Below are 21,715 nucleotides of genomic sequence, written 5' to 3' on the forward strand. Positions count from 1 at the left end.
TTAAAGGACATAGGGTTTACCCCTATGTCCTTTTCTATTCCCCACAATAAGATGCTACTGCCGCAGCCATTGCTTTCGCGCTGATGATAAGGCTGTTTTCATTTATATCAAATTTTGGATGGTGGTGTGGGTAGGCCTCTCCTGACTCCGGAGCAGCTCCTACGTAAAAGAAACATCCTGGTACTTTTTCCAAATAGTAAGCAAAATCTTCTGATGGTGGTTGTGGCGGTGTTTCCAATATTGACTCCACATCTGGAATGGATGCTTGCTCTAATGCTTGCCGCACTTGTTCCGTTACATCCGGATCATTATATAGAACAGGATAATCGTTTTTATATTCAAGCTTAGATTCTACTCCATATGAAGTCTCTAATCCATTTGCAAAAGCTTGGATTTGCTTTTCTACAAGTTCGCGCGTCTCCGGTGTCATCGTACGCACATCCCCTTCAATAGTCACCGCATCTTTGATCACATTGAAAGTTCCCTTGCCATCGAAATTACCAATGGTAATGGATGCTGTATCAAACGGATTTATTCGTCTGCTGACGATGGTTTGTACATTTAATACGAAGGCACTAGCTGCCACAATCGCATCATTGGCCAAATGCGGGGATGACCCATGTCCACCCTTTCCTTGTACAACTAATTTAAAATAAGATCTTCCCGTTTGTGTATTACCACTTCGATAATAAATATGTCCCGTTTTCATTGTAGACATGACATGAATCCCAATAATGGCATCGACACCCTCCAGGACACCTGCTTCGATCATACCTAGCGCTCCTCCAGGAGGTGTTTCTTCTGCAGGCTGATGGATGATACGAATTGTCCCTTTTATATGATTTTTCACTTCTGCCAACGTTTCCGCTAACACCAACATATAGGCAGTGTGACCATCATGACCACAAGCATGCATAACACCTTCATTTTTGGAAGCAAAAGGAAGCCCTGTTTCCTCTTGAATCGGCAAAGCATCGAAATCTGCTCGAATGGCGATTGTTTTTCCTGGATGCGAGCCTTTAATCGTTACCACAACACCACGCTGTCCACCGAAATTCGTTTCTACCGAATCTACAGGAACATCTTTATAAAAATCACTAATATATTTTGCCGTTTCTTCCTCTTGAAATGACAGCTCTGGATGTTCATGAAGATAACGGCGAATTTCAATGATTCTCTCCTTTTTATCTTCTAGCCTTTTCATTAATTCATCTAGTAACATGGGAACATCTCCTAAAACTCACTGTAATTTAATGAATCGGTTCAGGTTCTTTACGTTTTGTATTTAGAGCTTTCGCCTTTTGAGCTACTGTTTTTTCCTTGCCCGCATTATTCGGAACCATAAAGACAATCGAAATAATCGAGAGAACTCCGAAAATGACATTGACAATAATCCCCCAAGTAGCTGCTGTATTCAAGCTACTCACTGCTGCAATCGTACTATAAACAGTTGCTGAAATTGCAACTCCAAATGCTCCACCTAAGGAACTTGCCATTTTATATATACCAGCTGCCTCTCCTACTTTATTAGAAGGTGCATTCGAGACAGACGTATCTGTCGAAGGTGTGGCATAAATTCCTAACCCTAACCCAAATAAAGCAAATCCAACAAATACAACAACTGTATAGATCATTCCTTGCAAGAATGTTAAACCCATCATCGCAACACCAACAGTTGTGATAAGCGCTCCCCAAATCATCGGTGATTTCGCGCCTGCTCTTTGTAAAATTTTCTCTCCGACACGAATCATTGCTAGTACAGCAACTAAATACCCTAATGATAACATACCTGATTGGAAGGAACTAAACCCTCTGTCTACCTGAACATACGTATTTGCAACAACTAACGTACCTGCAATCGCATTTAACAAGAAGTTTGAAAAAGTAGCCCCAGAATACGGCTTATTCTTAAATAAAGAAAAGTCAATGAGAACAATTTCTTTACTTTTTTCTACCTTCACAAACACGATGATACCGATAACGGTTGCTACTGCAAGACCAATTGTTAATATACTCGTCCAACCAAAATCAGATCCAAATGTAATCAACACATTTAACGCTAACATCGTTACAACGAAAATACCTAAACCAGTATAGTCGAATTTAAATTTCCCTGTAGATTCCGCTTTACTTTCCGGTGTGTCTTTTATCAACCACATTCCCAGTAACGTAAAGATAATCGAGAAAATAAAAATCCACTTCCACCCTAAATAAGTCGCAATCGCACCTCCTGCAAATGACGCAACTCCTGATCCTCCCCACGATCCAATCGACCAATAACTTAAAGCTCGTTGTCTTTCTTTTCCTTCAAAATACTCCTTCATCAAAGCAATAGTTGCTGGCATAATACACGCTGCTGATATACCTTGGATTACGCGACCAATAATAAGTAACATTGACCCTTGCGCAAAAACGAGACAAAGGGATCCAACGATACTTAATATTAATCCAAAATATGTTACTTTCTTCCGACCAATTTTATCTGCAAGTCCACCAGCAGCAACAATAAACATCCCTGAAAATAAAGCAGTTAAACTAATGGCAATATTTATCGTACCCACTGATATCCCTAAGTCCTCTTGTACAGCTGGAACAACATTCACCATTGCCTGAGCAAAAAGCCAAAAGGTGATTACCCCAAAAACAATCCCGATAATCAATTTATTGGTGCCTCTATAGGTGGTAGATTCCATTATTGCACCTCCAAAATTAATAAACATCAAGTGAATCACATGAACATGATTCAATTTTAATATTTGCCAACTAGAGGATATTAGTCCGATATGAAACCAACAATAATTGGAAGATACACGTTTACAGGCAAAAAAAGACATGTCTGCTTTCACAAACATGTCCTCACTCTTTATTTCTTACCTAACACAATCACATTTACGGAATTGGCTGCTAGTGTAACAATTGCACTATCATCGTTTACTGTGATTTCTAATTCAGTTGGAACAATTAGTTCCGCATTCTTTTTATTCACATTTGGTGTATGAAGTAATGATTCATCTCCAGTCACCGTCGTCATTTTTGCAACCGAGTCAACTTGAACATTATTTAGTAGGATCTTCGTTGTTTTTTCAAATGGATCCGCATTGACTAATTTAATGTACACATGCTTATCATCTTTTGTAACAGAGCTAAAAATATCATCGTTATACGCTTCTAACTTGTAATCCAATACTTTACTTGTAAAAGTACCATCTGTATAGGAGCAAATTAAGCGATCCCCTGTTCCTGCTCCATAATTAACGGTAATCGTATAATCTTTATGATTTTCCAACTCCTCATAGCAACTTGCACGTAGGTTGCCAGCTGCAGTACTGGAAGAATAGTCACCAAGCATATAGCCTTGAACACCTTGCTTGTATACTTTTACACCTGTTGCATTCCCGTTATATCCAACCGCATATTCATGTACATCTTTTTTCTCTGGAGATATATCCGTTAATCCTACACCAACATAGAAACCATCATTTCCATAAACTTTTGAAGCAATTACTTCTACTTTGTAATCCGACCAGCTATCATTCATAATATACAAACCGTTAAGACCACCATTTTGCGCCTGTAACACGAGACCTTTTTCTGGATCTAACGTGTATCCAGCTGAACCTGGGATAACCTCCCATGCTTGGTTTAATTCCTTCGTAAAATCTTGTTCCAGTAAAATTCCTTCTGTTTTATTATCGATTACTTTCACGTATTTTACATGGACTTCTGCATTCCCTGCAGCAATTTCGATTCCACCACGAGGAGTTAGTTCTGTTAGCTTCCCTTTTTTATAAGAAGAGAAGGAAGTCCCTACTAATTTTGTTCCAAGATATTTTCCAAATAGTTGTTGTACATAATAATTCGGTGTAAACCATACCGTTTCATCATCGAACCAAATTAAGTCTGGTGTCCAACGGTATGTTCCATCTGTTAACACTTTATTGAATAATGGTGCATATGCAGCCAATCTAACAACGTCAGAATTTTTCTCAAATCCAGTCATAATTGCCGCTTCTGCAATTGCTCCTGCTAACGTGTTTTTGTCTGTGGATGCAAACTCGCCTACAAACACCTTGGATGTTTCTCTTTCATTCAAGCTGCCATCTTCATTGTAAGCACGATAATAATAGTTATATCTGTCCACATTATTTAATAAATACTCGTTGGAGCGATAGTAGTGTTCATCCGCAATCGTATCCATATAGTTCGGTTGCTTTTCATACCAATTAACTGTTTCTTCGATTTCCGATTTTCCATCTGTAAATTTGATTGTTTCCGATCCTTGCAGATTTCCACTTAAGAATTTCCAACCTTCTTGGTATGCATCATCATCCGCTTGTGCACCGACAGTCGAGATAATTTGTAAATGATGGTTCGGATAATTCTTTTCCATGTAGTCCTCAATCTTCTCTTTAAAATATTCAAAGTTCGCGAAAAACTCAGTGCCCCAGTTTTCATTACCAATCCCTAAGTAAGGAAGTTCAAATGGTGCCTCATGTCCCATTTGCTTACGTAAAGTTGCCCATTCATTGTTGTCAAAATCCGTACTAATCGCGAAATCAATTAAATCCGTAAAGCTCTTCACATAGTAATCGCGGAGCTCGCCACCTGCTGGATGAACATAATTGGAACGTGCTTGACAGAGAACTCCACACGCCATAACAGGAAGTGGAATAGCATTTAAATCTTCCGCTAATTGGAAGTACTCCATATAGCCAAGCCCCATTGTCATCATATAACCCCATACGTTAAAGTTTTCTTTACGCAATTCGATGGCACCAACAGAATCCTTCCATTCGTATACGTTCTCCCAAATGTATGATCCCTCAGAAATACAACCACCAGGGAAACGCAAGAAAGTCGGATGTAAATCTACTAATGCATTTACTAAATCCTTACGCAAACGATAATTCGGGTTACCTGTGTAGTTTGCATGTGCCGTAGCGGATCGTTCCTCTTCTTTAGCACCCCAAACATCTTGTGGTATTAAGGAAACCATATCGATAGAGATTTCAGCATGGAATGTTAATGCAAGTTGTCCTAGTTCAGTATGTGTTCCTGTTAGAACAATTTTATTCTCTACCCCATACTTTTTCCATGTGTTACCGCCTTCGACTTCTACGGTAACGGTATCACTAATTGCCAAACCTTGTTGATTTTGCAATTGCAATGTGATGCTAGCTGCTGTTTCTGCTTTTGCCCAAATCGTAAAATCATATTGGTCTTCAGCTTTAATTGCCATCGCACAATGATGGTTGGAATCAGTGAATCCTTTATTAATTAATGTACTACCATCTGAAACAGTAATATAATGCGAGTTCACATCAGGATCTGTAATTCCAAAGAATTCATTCAATCCACCACTATTTTGTACCGTAACTTTATCCACATCACCAAACCACGCATGGAGAGGTTCACGATTTCTACCTGTTGAACAACCACAAACACCTGATGTATGGTTATATGTGTCAAATACGAATGATTCAAATGAACGATTTTGTACTAGTTCAGCGTAAATACCGCCATCTGCAGCGTTATTTATATCTTCATAAAATAGTCCATATAAATTATTACTTATATCTAAAACTTCATCATTTCCATCAATGGATAATACATGTGACGGAACTCCTGCAGGTAGAACTGTTATCGTAAATTCCTTCTCCTCTTGGTGTCCAGCTCTGCTCAGCACTGCTGTTAATGTGACACCTTTTGGTTCATTTAGTTGTCCTACTTTTCCATCAGCGGATAAAGCCGTCATGTCACTTGATTTCCAGGAAACGGTTACTTTTCCACCCATCAGAGAAGTAGGCAATGTAACGTCTTTCGATACAACTGTTATTGGAAACGCCAAATATTTATCTTTTGCAAGTTGAACAATTTCTGCATCTGTTAGAGATTCACACATTAATTCAATTACTTCATCTTGTGTTAATCCCGCCTTGTAAATTCGGAAATCAGATAATGAGCCAGCAAAGTCCGGATCTACTACATGTTGTGATCTACCGATATAATTATTATTATAATTATCTTCTTCCGCGAAAGTTTCAAACCAGCTTCGAAGCCTTTTGTAATTTCCGCTAGATGTTTGACTAATAGAACCATCTGCCACTACTTCACCATTCACATAAATAACTGGCCCAGCACTACTTAATGTTCCACCTTCTGTGCCACGAACAGAAATAGCAATATGTAACCATTCACCTGAAGAGTATGTTCTTCCCGCATCTGCCACAAGATCAGACTGCAAATGGGCAACTCCTCGCAAATTACGTGTTAAAAATAAATTTGACCCACCAGCATTTTTACCAAAATCAAAAATACGCTCCCACACATTTCTGCCTTTCTTCAAATAAACCCATGTAGAAACAGAAATACCCGTTTGGTCATTAATATCCCTTAACAAGCCAGAAGGTAATTTTATATAGGATGTTCCGTTTTTGCCACCTGCAAGAGAAACAGCAGATCTGCCACCAACTGTTTCTATCGTTGGTTTTGTAATTCCCTCCACTGTCGCATCATGGTGATTGCCAGAACTATCTTGACCAATGTTATCTGGATTATCAAAATGATAATGAGCAATAAGACGATCCTTGAACGAAATGTTGTTATTCATGAAGGCTCTCCTTTACTTGTACGTATTAATTATAAAATTATCAAAACATGTACTTATAACTATTATACTTACAAACTAGCGAATTTGCTATCAAATTTCGTGAAAATTCTACAAAAGTGGAATTCCTCCTTTGATATTGTACGTACAATTAAGATGGAAAGGACATTTTTACTGTGACACTTGTATCAAGACATTTTTGCTTATCGCTTAGTATTAAAATTGACTTGAGACACTGCCTCATGACCATTTCTAGTTATTATTTATTGTAAAACTGTCGTGACAATGTTTCTCTCAACCATCTTTACTCAAAGTTTATAGAGAATCTGTCGCGAGAACTCTCATCAAAACCATTTTAATTCAAATCTTATTGAGAATCTGTCGCGAGAACTCTCATCAAAACCATTTTAATTCAAATCTTATTGAGGATCTGTCGTGAGGACCCTCCTCTCAACCATTTCAATTCAACCTTCATTACAAAACCGTCATGAGGTTGCCTCTCTCAACCATTCCAACTCAACCTTCATTACAAAACCGTCATGAGGACATTCCTCTCAACCATTTCAACTCAACCTTTATTTAAAATCCGTCTTGAGAACTCTCCTCTCGACCAGTTCAACTTAACATTCATTACAAAACCGTCGTGAGAACAGTCCTCTGCACCATTCCAACTCAATCTTTATCTCAAAAACGTCATGAAGTGCCCTATCTTAACCAGTTCAGCTCACTCTTCCCAGTGAATCCGTCATGAGGTTGCCTCTCTCAACCATTTCAACTCACTCTTCCCAGTGAATCCGTCGTGAGAATGCCTCTCTCAACCATTCCAACTCAATATTCATTACATAACTGTCATGATGACAATCCAATTATCCGTTTCAACTTAGATATGAAATAAAAAAGAGTAGTCTATCTTAACTAGACTACTCCATACGCATTAAAAATCTCTGATGAAATATCGATTTGTTCCTTCGTTCATTATTTCTTTATATAATGAGTTTGCTTCTGGTGTGCCACTTCCGTAGACGGCATTTGCTGCAGTGCGGATTGCGGATTCCAGTCTTTTCGATTCTCTTTTGTAGAACGCCCAGGATTCTTCTGCCTCCTTAGGTCCAAGTACTTCAATTAGTTCTTCTTTTGTAGCATATTTCCAAGAATTATACGTTAATCCATCAAAGTAGATTCTTTTCACGTGATCCTTACCGACTTCAACTTGAAATTCAAGATCAGTCCACCCTGTGAAATAAAAGTTATACACATTATCACCGTATTTCTTGAACAAACCGGAAGAAGTTAACATTTGATTCGCTTTATCTGCTGATTGAAATACAGTGGATGCAGGAACATTTTTCGTTCCGACCTTAACAATTTTATTAATCGGTTGTTGAACAATTACATCTTTTGAAACTACCTCTACCCTTGGTAGTAATTCGCCTTCCACTTCTGTATTTTTAAATGTTGTTTTCTGCTCGCCAATACGCCCTTCTTGGACAACCTTCCATTTCCCTTTTTCTAGAGTAGGATCCTTTTGTTCGATTACTTTAAATTTAATCACTTCTAATGTAAAGTCGTACCAAACATTTGCTGGCTCTTTCGTACCGACTTTTACAATTTTTTCAACCGGTTTTGTAGTTACCTTCGAAGACAGTTCCTTTTTACTCGTAAGCTTTCCATCGACATATGTTTCTTCGTATGTAATCGTTCTTACTCCATTTTTACCTTCTTGAGTAACTTTTTTCTTTCCTTTTTCTAATGAACTATCATTTTGTTCTATTGTTTTAAAAGGAATTGACTTTGTACTTGTTGATGTTTTAGTAGTGGTTGTTTTTGAATTACTGGTTGATTTGGAAGTAGTTTTTGAGTTAACTGTTGAATTATCGGTCTGCTTGTTCACATTTTTAGAAGCTTCGGTTGTTGTTTTTTTCGTATTTTTTTCACTAGTGTTCGCTATTTCATTTTTGCTTGTTTCTTCTTGTTGTTCTTTATCACTAGGATTAGTTGTATCATCCTTATGAGATTGATCTACTGATCCAGCTTCCTCTGCATGCCCCTCTTCAACTTGCTCCTCTTCTTCCAATATTGCATTTACGTTTTTTTGCTTTTCAGGCTGATTCTGTTCACTCATACTATTCTCTTGGTTCGCAATATTTTCTTCTTCGACTTTTCCGCGAACGAAAATAGATGTAAAGATAATTACTATGATGGCAATTGCCACACTTGCTAATATGATTATTTTCCTATTCAAAACTTACCTAACACCTTTCTAAATAGGACACTAGTACTACTTAACCGCAACAACAATAGTAATATTATCACAAAAAGAGCCAGCCCTCACACAATTTAGATTGTTCCAAAATGCGTAAGCGCTGACCCGACTTATTATAAGTATATATGGGCTAACCCAAATAATTTAAGCTACGTCGTAACCTTGATCTTCGATTGCTTCTTTCATAGCGTCTACTGTTACTATTGCTTCATCATAAGTAACTGCTACGTTTCCAGCTGCTAGATCTACTTCTGCTGCTGTGACACCATCTAGTTTTTTCAGTGCACCTTCGACAGATGCTTTGCAGTGTCCGCAAGTCATACCTTGTACGTTTAATGTTGTTTCCATCGTTTTTCACCTCCTTTAAATGGGACCGATTATTTTTATAATTTGACTCTTTTTAATCGTAGTGCGTTTGTAACAACACTTACGGAACTCAATGCCATCGCTGCACCAGCGACCCAAGGTGCGAGCAAACCTATTGCAGCAATTGGTATTCCAGCCGTATTATATCCGAATGCCCAAAATAAGTTTTGGCGGATGTTGCGAATTGTCGCATGGCTAATCTTAATTGCTTTTGGAATTAATAGCAATTCACCACCAAGAATGGTTACATCAGCTGCTTCAATCGCTACTTCTGTTCCAGTACCAATTGCAATTCCAATATCGGCTGTCACAAGTGCTGGTGCGTCATTAACACCATCTCCTACCATTGCAACTTTCTTCCCTTGCGCTTGTAACTCTTTTACTTTATCCGCTTTTTCTTCCGGTAAAACTTGTGCAATCACGTGCTCAATACCGACTTGTTTCGCAATCGCTGCGGCTGTTCTTTCGTTATCTCCCGTTAACATTACGACTTCTATGCCCATATCTTGTAATTGCTTAATTGCTTCAGGCGCAGATTCTTTAATTGTGTCAGCTACTGCTACAATGCCGCGAAATTGACCATCGACCGCGATCATCATCGCCGTTTTACCTGCAGTTTCATAATCCATTAATTTTTGCTCATGTCCAGCTGTATCGATTCCATGATCTTTCATCAATTTGCGATTTCCTACAAGTATGTGTTTCCCAGAAATCTTCGCTTCAATACCGTGCCCAGGTATGGCATTAAAATCATCGACATGTAATAAGGCAATATCTTTTTCTGTCGCATAGGCTACAATCGCCTCTGCCAGTGGATGCTCCGAACCATTTTCTGCACTAGCTAATAATTGTAATGTGTGGAAATCTCCAGTAAAATCAGTAACCTCAGGTTTCCCTTTCGTAATGGTTCCTGTTTTATCCAATACAATTGTTTGTAACTGGTGTGTCCGTTCTAAATGCTCTCCGCCTTTAAATAAAATCCCTGTTTCTGCCGCTCTCCCTGTACCAACCATGATGGATGTCGGGGTTGCTAGTCCTAAAGCACATGGACAGGCGATGACAAGAACCGCAATTGCTGCTACTAAAGCTGGTTCGATTTGACCAGGTTGAACAAAAGCTATCCATACAGTAAAGGTGACAATCGCAATCCCAATGACAATCGGCACAAAATATCCGGAAATCACATCTGCTAAACGCTGGATAGGTGCTTTCGAGCCTTGCGCTTCTTCTACTACCTTTATAATCGAGGCTAGGGCTGTATCTTTCCCTACTTTCGTAGCTTCCATTTCAATCAAACCGTTTTTGTTAATCGTAGATCCGATTAGTTTAGCACCTGCATCTTTTTCAATTGGGATTGATTCTCCTGTTAGCATCGATTCATCAACAGAAGTTCTGCCTTTCACTACAATACCGTCTACCGGTATTTTTTCACCAGGTTTTACAATTAAATGATCACCTACGATGACCTCTTCTGCAGGAATCATCATTTCTTGGCCATCACGTATGACACGTGCTTCTTTTGCTTGCAAATTTAGTAGCTCAGAAATCGCATTCGTCGTTTGACTTTTCGCACGCGCTTCTAAATACTTCCCAAATAAAATTAATGTAATTAACACTGCACTTGTTTCAAAATATAAATGTGGCATATAGCCAGGATTCCCAATGGTTTTGATTGCTTCATATAAACTATAGAAGTAGGCTGCACTAGTACCTAATGCAATTAACACATCCATATTGGCGCCACCATTGCGCAGATTTTTATAAGCACCAACGTAAAATTGCCATCCAATAATGAATTGTACTGGCGTTGCTAACGCGAATTGGAACCACGGATTCATCAGTGCATGTGGTAAATCGATGCCCAATAAATGATCCAACATCGTTAATAATAATGGTACCGATAAAATGACCGAGATAAGTAACTGTGTCTTCTTGTATTTCAGTTCTTTTTCTTTGTAAGATTGTTTTTCTTTCGCTTCCACTTTCGGTTTCGCATCATAACCAAGATGTTGGATTTTCTCAATAAGCCCGTTTACATCCAGTAAACCTGGGTTATATTCAATCGCTGCACTTTCAGTGGATAAGTTTACAGTCGCCAGTTTTACACCTGCTTGTTTATTTAACACTTTTTCAATTCTGGTCGAACAAGCTGCACATGTCATGCCAAACACATCGAGCTCTGCCTTTTCCGTAAGTACGCCATAACCGATATGTTCAATTTTCTTTGTTATATCTTCAATAGATGTTTTTTCTGGATCATAATGAACGGTTGCTTTTTCCGTCGATAAATTGACCTGCGCTTCGACCCCATCCATTTTATTTAATACTTTCTCCACACGGCTGGAACAAGCAGCACACGTCATGCCAGTAACACCTAGTGTTGCATGTTCTGCATGCTTTGCTTCATTCATTTGAATACCCCCCTTACTTTGAAAATTGCTTTAGAACACTCATTAACTCGGCAATTGTTTCTTGCCCTTCCCCTTGCTTAATCGCATCACTTACACAATGGTTAATATGACGTTCTGTAATCGAGAAACCAACTTGCTTTAATGCCGACTGAATGGCACTGATTTGCACGAGTATATCGACACAATAACGGTCTTCTTCCACCATTTTTTGTATACCTCTAACTTGCCCTTCTATTCTTTTTAAGCGATTAACAATTTTCTGCATCTCGTCTTTCGTTCTTGGATGACTTGGGTGATCATGTAAGAATTTTTTCTCCAAATGGACCACATCCTTAGCTTTGATACTTTTACTATACCCCCCTATAGTATTAATTGTCAACTAAAAAGGTTCCTACTTTTAAAAGCTTTGCAAAGCATGAAAATTATGGTACCTTAGTTATGAAAATTAAATATTTTATAAATTTTGTTTTCACACTAGGGGAACCATTGATAATGGCTGAGAGAAAAGTAGTTTACTTTGATACCCTCATTACCTGAACAGGCTTGTACCTGCGTAGGGATGTGGTAAAGGCAAATTGTTTTTTTACGTTTCTCTAACAATTCCCAACCACTTTCCTATTCGGAGAGTGGTTTTTTTATTTGCCTCTTACTTATCCATTCCTTTTTAGGCTACAGCTATACAGACTAAAAGGAGGAATCTGATGAAGCTAATGGCAGTGACTGATAATCATCACGCTGTAAAAGACATTGCAGAAAAAATAATAGCGGTAAAAGATGTGATTGATTATGTCCAAATACGGGAGAAATCCAAAACTGCTCAGGAACACGTCACCTTAATCAATTACTTGCTAACGAGTGGCGTACATAAGGAAGAAATCATCATCAATGATCGTTTAGATGTTGCTCTTTGTCTCGGCATCCCTACTGTTCACTTACCTGAACATGGCTTACCGGTACAGCTTGTGAAGCAACATTATCCACAAATACAAGTTGGTTGTAGTGTACATTCCTTACAATCTGCAAGAGAAGCGGAAGTAAACGGTGCTGATTATGTGCTTTATGGTCATTGTTTTGAGACAAATAGCAAAAAAGGGGTACCCCCCAATGGTATTAATCCAATTTTAAAAATGAAAGAAGAATTGACAATTCCTGTATATGCAATTGGCGGAATCAATATAGAAACAATTCCAATCGTTAAAGACGTAGGTGCAGATGGGATTGCAGTTATGTCTTCTATATTTGCAACGAAAAATCCTTTGGAGTCAGCAAAAAAATTACGTGAGGCGATGCAACATGAGAAGTAATTATGAAGTAGTTATCATCGGCGGCGGAATCATTGGATCCTCCATTGCCTATTACTTAGCTAAAGCACAGATGGATGTTGCCTTATTGGATGGAGGAGCGATTGGTGATAAAACGACGAAAGCTGCTGCTGGTATGCTTGGAGCTCATTCTGAATGTGAAGATGATGCATCTATCTTCTTCCCTTTCGCCAGGTCTAGTCAACAAGCATACAGAGAGTTGAAAGATGAACTCTATGAAATAAGTCAGATTGATATTGGCTATCGAGAAGGTGGAATATTAAAACTCGCCTTTGACGAAAGCGAAAAGCAAAAACTACATTATTTGCTACAGCAACCTTCTGTACAATGGCTTGATGGCCATGAAGTAAAAAAGTTGGAAACAGCGGTTGCGGATCATATCGTGGGTGCAGCTTATATTAAAGACGATGTAAATGTTATACCAACTCAAACATGTCAAGCATTCGCCAAAGGTGCCCAAGTGTTCGGTGCATCCATTTTTGAAAACACGCACGTTTATGGTGTCCAAAAGCTGAATGACAGTTACTTTGTAAAAACAACAAAAGGAACTATCGAAGCAAAACGGGTTGTTGTTGCAACAGGGGTTTATAGTAATGGCCTTTTACAAGATATAGGCGTCTCTGAACAACTAACACCTGTAAAAGGAGAAAGTATCGTAGTCCAAACGAATCAGCCTATTTTACAGCACACGTTATTTTATGAGAAATCGTATATCGTACCGAGAAACAACGGAAAACTCGTGATTGGTGCAACAATGATCGAGGATGAATGGAGCGAATCGATCAGCTTACAAAGCATGGAAGATTTAATTAACACAGCAAAAGCGATGATTCCTTCTAGCTCAGAATGGAAGATTGATGGTTTTACTTCTGGATTACGGCCAGCGACATTTGATGGCCAACCGTTTATCGGTAGACATCCAGAAGATGAAGGCATTTTTATTGCCTGTGGTCATTTCCGAAACGGGATTTTACTAGCACCTGCAACTGCTGAATTGATACGTGATCTTATGCTTGAAAAAGAAGAAAATAAGGAATGGCTGGATGCCTTTCGGATTGATCGCAGACAATTAACGAAGGTATAGGAGGTGAGACGGATGAATTTTCAACTGAATGGAAAACAAGTTCAACTACCGGAAGAGGTAAATTCAGTAGATAAATTGTTGGCTCATTATGATTTACAACATCGAATCGCTGTTGTGGAAATCAATCAAAATATCATAAAAAAAGAAGAGTACGAGAATACTAGACTTGCAAAGGGCGATGTCATAGAAATTATTCATTTTGTAGGAGGAGGATAAGCATGTTAAAAATCGCAAATCACACATTTAAATCAAGACTTTTACTCGGAACAGGAAAATACCCGTCTTTTGAAATTCAGAAACAGGCTGTTGAAGTATCGGAAACAGAGGTTTTAACTTTTGCTGTTAGAAGAATGAATATTTTTGAAGAAAGTCAGCCAAATTTCTTGGAACAATTAGACTTAAATAAATATACTCTCCTGCCAAATACTGCAGGTGCTAAAACAGCTGAAGAAGCAGTACGAATTGCTAAGCTCGCAAAGGCTTCAGGCCTCTGTGACATGATAAAAGTTGAGGTAATTGGTGACGACCGCTCCCTCCTACCTGACCCGATTGAAACATTAAAAGCATCTGAAATGTTACTGGAAGAAGGTTTCATCGTTTTACCATATACGTCAGATGATGTTGTGTTAGCAAAACGCTTGGAAGAGCTTGGTGTTCATGCGATTATGCCAGGTGCAAGCCCAATTGGTTCGGGGAGAGGAATTATTAATCCATTAAACTTAAAGTTTATTATTGAACAATCCAATGTTCCAGTTATTGTCGATGCTGGGATTGGCTCACCAAAGGATGTTGCGTATGCGATGGAACTTGGTGCAGACGGAGTTCTACTTAATACAGCTGTTTCTGGGGCTCAAGATCCAGTGAAAATGGCGCGTGCTGTCAAGTTAGCACTGGAAGCCGGAAGATTAGGATATGAAGCAGGTCGAATTGAGGAAAAAGATTATGCAGTGGCAAGTAGTCCACTAACAGGGTTGGTTGGATCTTGAACAGTCGTTATTCAAGGCAAGCATTATTTTTAGGGAAAGATAAACAAACGAAAATTTTAAACAGCAGTGTATTTATTATGGGTGCTGGTGCATTAGGCTCTAGTAGTGCAGAAATGCTAGCAAGAGCCGGAGTCGGTAAAATTACGATTGTCGACCGTGATTATGTGGAATGGAGTAATTTACAGAGACAGCAGCTCTATAGTGAAGAAGATGTAAAAAAGAGACTTCCAAAAGTAGTGGCAGCAAAAAATCGCTTGGAGCAAATTAATAGTGGTATTACGATTGTTCCACTTGTTGAGGATGTACATGGTTTAAATATCGAAGAAATGATAAAAGGCCACGATGTTATTGTCGATGCAACTGATAATTTTGAAACTCGATTAATTGTGAATGATGCAGCTGTAAAAAATGGCATCCCCTTTATCATGGGTTCCTGTGTTGCTAGTTACGGGACGATTTATCCTGTCATTCCTGGAAATGGCGCACCTTGCTTACATTGCTTGTTAAACCATTTACCTGTCGATACTATGACGTGTGAAACAGTTGGCGTCATTAGCCCAATTGTGCAAATTGTTGCCGCAACCCAAGTAGCACAAGCATTAAAAGTACTAACGGGAGAACCAGTTACGCCACTTCTACGTTCGATTGATATTTGGAAAGATGAAAATTCATCTATAAATGTCACTCGCTTGCGTAACAATGATTGTCCTACATGTGGGGAGCATGCTACATTTCCCTATTTACAATATAAGAATCAAATGAAATCTGAAATATTATGTGGTAGAAACGCTGTACAAATTCGACCTGCAACAAATGATAAATATGAGCTTGTTACTTTTATCGATAATTTAAAGGATAAAGTCGCAAAACCGATTATTAATCCATTTTTACTTTCCTGCGAGTTTGAGGACATGCGGATAGTCTTTTTCAAAGATGGTCGCGCTATTATTCACGGAACAAATGACACAAAAACGGCTCGTATTATCTATAATCGATTTTTACAATATTATTAAATTGAAATGCCTTAGAAGCTTAATTGCTTTCTATGACTGTTGATTTCCGCTCCATACACTCGCTTTCCGCGGGCGGTTCGGTAAGCCTCCTCGGCGCTAATCGCGCCTGTGGGGTCTTACCCTGACCCTTATTCCCGCAGGAGTCTCGTGTATTACGCTACAATCAACATTGAGCTTACGATTATTAATTTCTTTTTTATACAGGTTCATTTTTAGGACCAATGGCTAACTTCAATTTCTATTATTATTCCATAAACTGCAAAATGCAAAAATTAACAGTCCAATTTATACACAAATTGGACTGTTTGAAAATTTCTAATGAACAGCGAACCTACATATTAAAACAACATTTTCTCATTGTTGGTATTAATTAGTTTCTTCCGCCTCTTGTATTGGATCTTCCTTTTCCTTTGCGTTGTTCATTTGGTTTCTTCGGGTCCGTTCTTTTTTCTTTTCGTGCATTTGAGTCTTTAACCATACGACTTCCCTCCATCACTCATTTTTTGACAACATAAGCAAGTAATATCATTTCCGGAAAGGGTTATTTTATTCCGAATACACTAATTACCATTTTCATAAGTTTCTGTACTCTTTTTATGCATGGTAATTCCTTGATAACAAAAAAATTTATCGATAGAATAAAAGTGTAGAGATGAAAGATGGAGAAATAACCTTACAAATTTTATCTATCTTGGAGTGAAAAAAATGCAAATAACAATCAGTGATAATGCCATTAGTTGGTTTAAAGAATCGATGAAATTACAACAAGGCGATAAAGTTAAATTCTATAGCCAAATTTACGGTTCAAGTCCAGTTCAAGACAAACATGCACTTGCATTCACGAAAGACAATGACCCAATTGATATTGCCGTTCGTACAGAAGTAGAAGGAATTGAATTCTATGTAGAAGATACGGATGTATGGTTTTTTGACGGACACGATTTAAAAGTTGACTACGACCCAGACGAAGATGAATTAAAATTCGACTATGTAAAACCAGAATAACCTTTTTTCAATTGAACAGGATCAAAAAAAATATTGATCCAATTTAAAGCCAAACTATGCCTGAAGAATATCTTCAAGATAGTTTGGCTTTGTTATATATATGGAGTTAAAACCTTTTATCCCTGTTTTTGCTTCATTCGACTTCAATGAATGAACCAATCAACAAATACAAGTTTTCCGCTTCATTCCTACTCTATTTTTTGCTTCTACTTTTTTAATATAATCAATTGCTAGCGGTACCTTACATGCGGTATTTCCAACATCGACATGCACCTTACCAATCGCTTCTGCCACCTGCTTTGCTTCCTCGTTTAACTCTTCTACATAAGTACCTACAGCTAATACAAAGCTGTTCATGACATAACGTACTCGATTTCTTTCTTCATGAATCGTATTTCGTACTTGATTCAATAAAGATCTAATCTCTTCGACATCCAAATTCTCATCAGGTGTGATGGACAAATAATTAGCGTATGTACTCCAACCACAAACAGCAATCATTTCTTCTTCCGATTCCATCCATTCTCTCGCCAATTCAAGAGCAAAACCACTTTCAGCAGTCACCTGAGCAACTGTATATTCCGCTATCATATACCAATAAGCCTGTTTTGCCCAATTTTGTAATGTCTCTTTTGGCATAAGCTTAGGATTGACCGAAAGTCCTGCCAAATACATCGCATCATGATTACCGGATTCAAATAATTTTAAAGCTAATTCATGATCCTTCTTTACAAATCTAACAATTTTTTTGAGGTCTCCTATCTTCACGCCAAAATATGGTTCCTTTACCCCATGGTTTTGATAAATTTTCTTTGTTTGCTCGGATCCTAATTCTTCTAGTTTTATCATAATTTCTTCATAAGTCATTACGTTCTTCATCCTCTCACATTAGAATGTAACTATTTATACAATAAACGATTAGCATGTAATTTCCAATACCATCTTCTCCTATGCCCTCCAAGGACAAGGGGTCAGGAACACTGTCCCAGCAGCGCGGGACAATGTTCCTGACCCCTTGTCCCTTATTATCATATTAAAAAACGGGTTCCAAAGTTAACATTGGATACCCGCTTTTTTAATACTTATTGAATACTTACAATTTTATAATTATCATCTACAGTTGGTCGGTCAAACTCAAAATAACCAAAATGTGTTACTGTTTCAGTTTGTCCATCTGGTGTAGTTAAGTAGAAAGTCACATCTATTACTCCACCAAATCTAAAATCACTGTATTCCATTAAGGAAGATTCATCAAGAGATACTTCAGTTTCCACTGCAGTATATTCTCCATTAAATGCATCTAGATATTTAGCATAGTTTTCGTCATAGTTGGTAAATGACTCTGCAATAATTTGTTTATACTCCTCTTCCGTTTCCACTGTGTACACTTGTGCATAGTGATTAATTAGGTATTTTGCGATTCCAACCAAATCACCTGGTTGTTGCAGATCACGTTCTTGAATGTCTGATAATTCTTCCATTGATTCTTCTTCTACTTGCTCTTCTTCATTATTTAAATTCTTAATATATTCACTCGGAAGAATATCTTGAGCTTTCATTTCTTTAATATGGTTATCCCATGTTTCCACAATATCTGTATTCGGGAAAGTTTCGCCTGTTTCATCAAGTGATCCATCTTCCAATAACCAATTTTGCTTAATTGTAATTGTATTACTGAATTTCCAGCCATCCTCTGTTAATTTTAATACATGGAGAGCTGTTGCATCACTTTGAAAATTTTGATTTGGGTTAAATTCATCTGTTCTATTAGTTTGCAATACTTTTAAAACAATTTCATCGTCTTTAGCATAAATTGCTTCTCCACTAACAAATCCCATTTTTAAACCAACAGTATCATAAGTAGTAAAAGTTGTGCTCAGTTCTTCTTTAAAATTATCTGGAGCATTCAATATATGAGTTAAGTATGTATCTACATCCCGTTTATTGACTGCATCCAAGTTTTCACGAATAACCGCAATTGCATCCTGTTCCATATTAACCGCGACATCATGTTCATTTACTTCTTTCTTTTTTTCTCCACTAACTTTGATCTCATCATGTGTAGAAGTGCCTGTCCCACATGCTACTAATAGGAAAATAGGCACTAATAAAAACATGATTAATAAATTTTTCTTCACGCTGCTTCCCCCTGATGTTCAAAATATTTCTATACCCGAAATATTATACCATGATATTTGACCTATTTGTTTGTTAATTCGAATTTCCTATAGATTATGAATAAACGAAGTCACATAAAAAATGGATCTAAGTTCCATAGCTAAGACATAGATAACTCTTATTATGAAAATTACCTTTCTCCAAACAATCCAATATCAAAAACCCCCCCTATCTTGAGATCAAACAACTGCGTGAAGATTATGTATTTATTTCATACGCGTTTCCAAAGAACACCTTTGATTACTTTTTAACTACTAGTATGAATGATTAAGCCCTAAAAAATAGGTGACAATAGGAGTAAGTAACTCCGATACGCTTGTATAAAAATTTTTAAATGTTTAAGGGGAAAATTATGAGGATTCGTTTTGGTTATGTTGCAAATGCATTAGGATTATGGGATGCCAGTCCATCGAAATCATTAACATTTGCTCGTTATTCCGCGCTTCCAAAAGAGGAGCGTATGGACAAGCTTAAATTGGTGACAGCACAAAATTTGCTTCATACAAAAAGAATATTGCATTATAATATCGCCCATGAAATCGAACTATATCGCTTATCGAGTTCACTAGTACCGTTAGCAACTCATCCTGAGGTAATGTGGGATTTTATTAGCCCTTTCAAAAAAGAGTGGCAGGAACTAGGACAAATGATAAAAAAGCATCATCTTAGAGTGAGCTTTCATCCAAATCAATTTACACTCTTCACTAGCCCTCGTGAAGAAGTAACAATAAATGCTGTAAAAGACATGGAGTATCACTACAATATGCTTGCAGCTATGGATGTTCTCGATGCCGGATTAATCAACATTCATATTGGTGGTGCCTATGGTGATAAGCAAGATTCGCTCAAACGATTTCATCACAATCTAAAAAGTTTACCAACTGATATTAAGCAAAAAATGACGCTTGAGAATGATGACAAAACGTATGATGTAAGGGAAACTCTAGAGACATGCGAACAGGAAAACATTCCGATGATTTTAGATTATCACCACTATATGGCAAATAAAGGTGAGCTAGATCTTCGAGATTATGTAGAACGGATTTTTAATACGTGGGAAACATTTAACATGATACCGAAAGTACATATTTCCTCCCCTAAGTCAGAGCAAGCTTATCGTTCGCATGCTGATTTTGTCTCACTTGATTTTGTCCTTCCTTTTTTAAAAATGGCGAAAGAATTAAACAGTGATTTTGACATTATGATTGAAGCGAAACAAAAGAATATCGCGATGCACCAACTGATTGAAGATATCTCCTCCATTAGAGGAGTTAAACGTATAACAAGTTCATCTATACAATGGTAGATAGGTGGTGGATAAAATGACGATAGTCCGTTTAGGATATGTAGCAATGAGTATGAAACTAAAAAATGCCTCACCTTCCAAAACAATGACATTTAGTCAATTTGAAAAAATTCCGGATCGTGATGCCGCAATTCGCAAGTTAGAAAGAATTGCCCTTGCGAATTTAGACAATACGTTGCGCCTTTTAAAACATAATGTAGAATCAAATATTCATTTTTATCGATTAACATCCAGACTTATCCCATTAGCCAATCACGAAGAACTGCTTGATTGGAATTACATAAAACCATTAAAGGATTCGCTAAGAGCAATTGGAGATTTTACCAAAAAGCACAACTTAAGAATCGACTTTCATCCAGACCATTTCGTCTTAATTAATTCTAAAGAAAAGGACATATTGAAAAATTCGATAGCAACGTTGAAGCTACACTATCTTTTATTAAAAGAAATGGGAATTGATCATACACATCGTTGTGTTATGCATGTAGGAGGCAATTACAAGGATACCGAGAGTTCACTCGAACGTTTTATCGAAAATTGGATGCATGTTCCTAGTAAAATTCAACAAATGATTATGCTCGAAAATGATGATACTTCCTTTACAGTTGAAGATACACTTTACTTATGCGAGAAATTGGGCATCCCCCTTGTTTTCGATTACCATCATCATCTTGCCCATCACACCAATCCAAATTGGCAAGAACATTGGGAACGAATCGTACAAACTTGGAAGGCCTCCCCACTCCCAATAAAAATGCATATCTCCAGTCCGAAGAATGATAAAGCATTCCGCCACCACTCCGACTTTGTAGACAGTGATATGTTTTTTAGATTTTTAAAAGAAATTAAAGGATCCATTCCACAAATAGACTGTATGATTGAAGCCAAAAGGAAAGATGAAGCACTATTCCAGCTAATGGAGGACATAAAAAATAGAAATGATGTTGAAATGTTGGACGGCTCTACATTCTTACTGAAGTAAATACAAAAAAAGGTGAATTCATAACGATTCACCCCACGTAATAATGCCTTTCAAACAAGAATTTCAGCTTTGAAGTCACTATTCCAACCGAATAGTGACTTTATTTTTACTTTTAACTCTTTTCGGTCACTATTCCTCCAGAATAGTGACCTCCTTTACGCAACTTCATCTTTTAGGGCTCTATTCAGGTCG

Annotated in this window: 17 protein-coding genes and 1 riboswitch; of the genes, 8 read left to right on the forward strand and 9 right to left on the reverse strand. The window is 37.7% G+C overall.

The genetic code is table 11. The annotated features are described in order from the left end of the window. Positions 1 to 34: 34 nt before the first annotated feature. The 7 genes from ACFPM4_RS15570 to ACFPM4_RS15600 all read right to left on the reverse strand — a co-directional run bounded on the left by ACFPM4_RS15570 (position 35) and on the right by ACFPM4_RS15600 (position 11,912). Positions 35 to 1,222, reverse strand: a complete 1,188-nt coding sequence (locus tag ACFPM4_RS15570; RefSeq protein ID WP_382353669.1) for a M20 family metallopeptidase — start codon at positions 1,220 to 1,222, stop codon at positions 35 to 37. Positions 1,223 to 1,250: 28 nt separating this feature from the next. Next, on the reverse strand, positions 1,251 to 2,693 hold the full coding sequence (locus tag ACFPM4_RS15575; protein WP_382353672.1) for an MFS transporter: 1,443 nt from the start codon (positions 2,691 to 2,693) through the stop codon (positions 1,251 to 1,253). 170 nt (positions 2,694 to 2,863) lie between these two features. After that, a complete protein-coding gene (locus tag ACFPM4_RS15580) occupies positions 2,864 to 6,610 on the reverse strand; it encodes an alpha-L-arabinofuranosidase C-terminal domain-containing protein (RefSeq protein WP_382353675.1) in 3,747 nt (1,248 codons plus the stop codon). A 931-nt stretch (positions 6,611 to 7,541) separates the two neighbouring features. Then, positions 7,542 to 8,849, reverse strand: coding sequence for a G5 domain-containing protein (locus ACFPM4_RS15585; RefSeq protein WP_382353678.1), 1,308 nt, complete (start codon positions 8,847 to 8,849; stop codon positions 7,542 to 7,544). Between the two features lie 165 nt (positions 8,850 to 9,014). Beyond that, complete coding sequence (gene copZ, locus ACFPM4_RS15590) at positions 9,015 to 9,218, reverse strand: copper chaperone CopZ (protein ID WP_382353681.1); 204 nt, start codon at positions 9,216 to 9,218, stop codon at positions 9,015 to 9,017. 35 nt (positions 9,219 to 9,253) lie between these two features. Beyond that, complete coding sequence (locus tag ACFPM4_RS15595) at positions 9,254 to 11,647, reverse strand: heavy metal translocating P-type ATPase (protein WP_382353684.1); 2,394 nt, start codon at positions 11,645 to 11,647, stop codon at positions 9,254 to 9,256. Positions 11,648 to 11,660: 13 nt separating this feature from the next. After that, a complete protein-coding gene (locus ACFPM4_RS15600; RefSeq protein ID WP_144923417.1) occupies positions 11,661 to 11,912 on the reverse strand; it encodes a metal-sensing transcriptional repressor in 252 nt (83 codons plus the stop codon). A 201-nt stretch (positions 11,913 to 12,113) separates the two neighbouring features. After that, a riboswitch (TPP riboswitch) is annotated at positions 12,114 to 12,224 on the forward strand. Positions 12,225 to 12,348: 124 nt separating this feature from the next. Between ACFPM4_RS15600 and ACFPM4_RS15605 the strand changes: the two genes are divergently transcribed. From ACFPM4_RS15605 to ACFPM4_RS15630, 6 genes are all read left to right on the forward strand, one after another. Beyond that, positions 12,349 to 12,951 carry a thiamine phosphate synthase gene (locus ACFPM4_RS15605; RefSeq protein ID WP_382353687.1) on the forward strand — a complete coding sequence of 201 codons (603 nt, stop codon included), beginning with the start codon at positions 12,349 to 12,351 and terminating at the stop codon, positions 12,949 to 12,951. Next, on the forward strand, positions 12,941 to 14,053 hold the full coding sequence (gene thiO / locus ACFPM4_RS15610; RefSeq protein WP_382353690.1) for a glycine oxidase ThiO: 1,113 nt from the start codon (positions 12,941 to 12,943) through the stop codon (positions 14,051 to 14,053). The genes ACFPM4_RS15605 and thiO overlap by 11 nt, the downstream gene beginning before the upstream one ends. A 12-nt stretch (positions 14,054 to 14,065) precedes the next feature. Further along, positions 14,066 to 14,269 (forward strand): sulfur carrier protein ThiS, encoded by a 204-nt coding sequence (thiS, locus tag ACFPM4_RS15615; protein ID WP_382353693.1) that lies wholly within the window; start codon positions 14,066 to 14,068, stop codon positions 14,267 to 14,269. A 2-nt stretch (positions 14,270 to 14,271) separates the two neighbouring features. Continuing rightward, positions 14,272 to 15,039 carry a thiazole synthase gene (locus ACFPM4_RS15620; RefSeq protein ID WP_382353696.1) on the forward strand — a complete coding sequence of 256 codons (768 nt, stop codon included), beginning with the start codon at positions 14,272 to 14,274 and terminating at the stop codon, positions 15,037 to 15,039. Further along, the gene (locus tag ACFPM4_RS15625) at positions 15,036 to 16,052 is read left to right on the forward strand and encodes a ThiF family adenylyltransferase (protein ID WP_382353699.1); all 1,017 of its coding nucleotides are present in this window, start codon (positions 15,036 to 15,038) and stop codon (positions 16,050 to 16,052) included. Before ACFPM4_RS15620 ends, ACFPM4_RS15625 begins: the two co-directional genes overlap by 4 nt. A gap of 705 nt (positions 16,053 to 16,757) precedes the next feature. After that, entirely contained in the window at positions 16,758 to 17,057 is a 300-nt protein-coding gene (locus ACFPM4_RS15630) for a HesB/YadR/YfhF family protein (protein ID WP_382353702.1), read from the forward strand. A 159-nt stretch (positions 17,058 to 17,216) separates the two neighbouring features. Here ACFPM4_RS15630 and ACFPM4_RS15635 read toward each other — a convergent pair whose 3' ends face one another. After that, positions 17,217 to 17,924: a DNA alkylation repair protein gene (locus ACFPM4_RS15635; protein ID WP_382353705.1), complete on the reverse strand. Its 708-nt coding sequence runs from the start codon at positions 17,922 to 17,924 to the stop codon at positions 17,217 to 17,219. 215 nt (positions 17,925 to 18,139) lie between these two features. Then, positions 18,140 to 19,195: a hypothetical protein gene (locus tag ACFPM4_RS15640; protein WP_382353708.1), complete on the reverse strand. Its 1,056-nt coding sequence runs from the start codon at positions 19,193 to 19,195 to the stop codon at positions 18,140 to 18,142. A 392-nt stretch (positions 19,196 to 19,587) separates the two neighbouring features. Between ACFPM4_RS15640 and uvsE (ACFPM4_RS15645) the strand changes: the two genes are divergently transcribed. Both uvsE (ACFPM4_RS15645) and uvsE (ACFPM4_RS15650) read left to right on the forward strand, forming a co-directional pair. Continuing rightward, positions 19,588 to 20,541 (forward strand): UV DNA damage repair endonuclease UvsE, encoded by a 954-nt coding sequence (uvsE, locus tag ACFPM4_RS15645; protein WP_382353711.1) that lies wholly within the window; start codon positions 19,588 to 19,590, stop codon positions 20,539 to 20,541. 16 nt (positions 20,542 to 20,557) lie between these two features. Beyond that, positions 20,558 to 21,523, forward strand: a complete 966-nt coding sequence (gene uvsE / locus ACFPM4_RS15650) for a UV DNA damage repair endonuclease UvsE (RefSeq protein ID WP_382353714.1) — start codon at positions 20,558 to 20,560, stop codon at positions 21,521 to 21,523. The last annotated feature ends 192 nt before the right edge of the window (positions 21,524 to 21,715 follow it).

The organism is Lederbergia graminis, assembly GCF_042655485.1.
GTDB lineage: Bacteria > Bacillota > Bacilli > Bacillales > Bacillaceae_C > Lederbergia > Lederbergia graminis.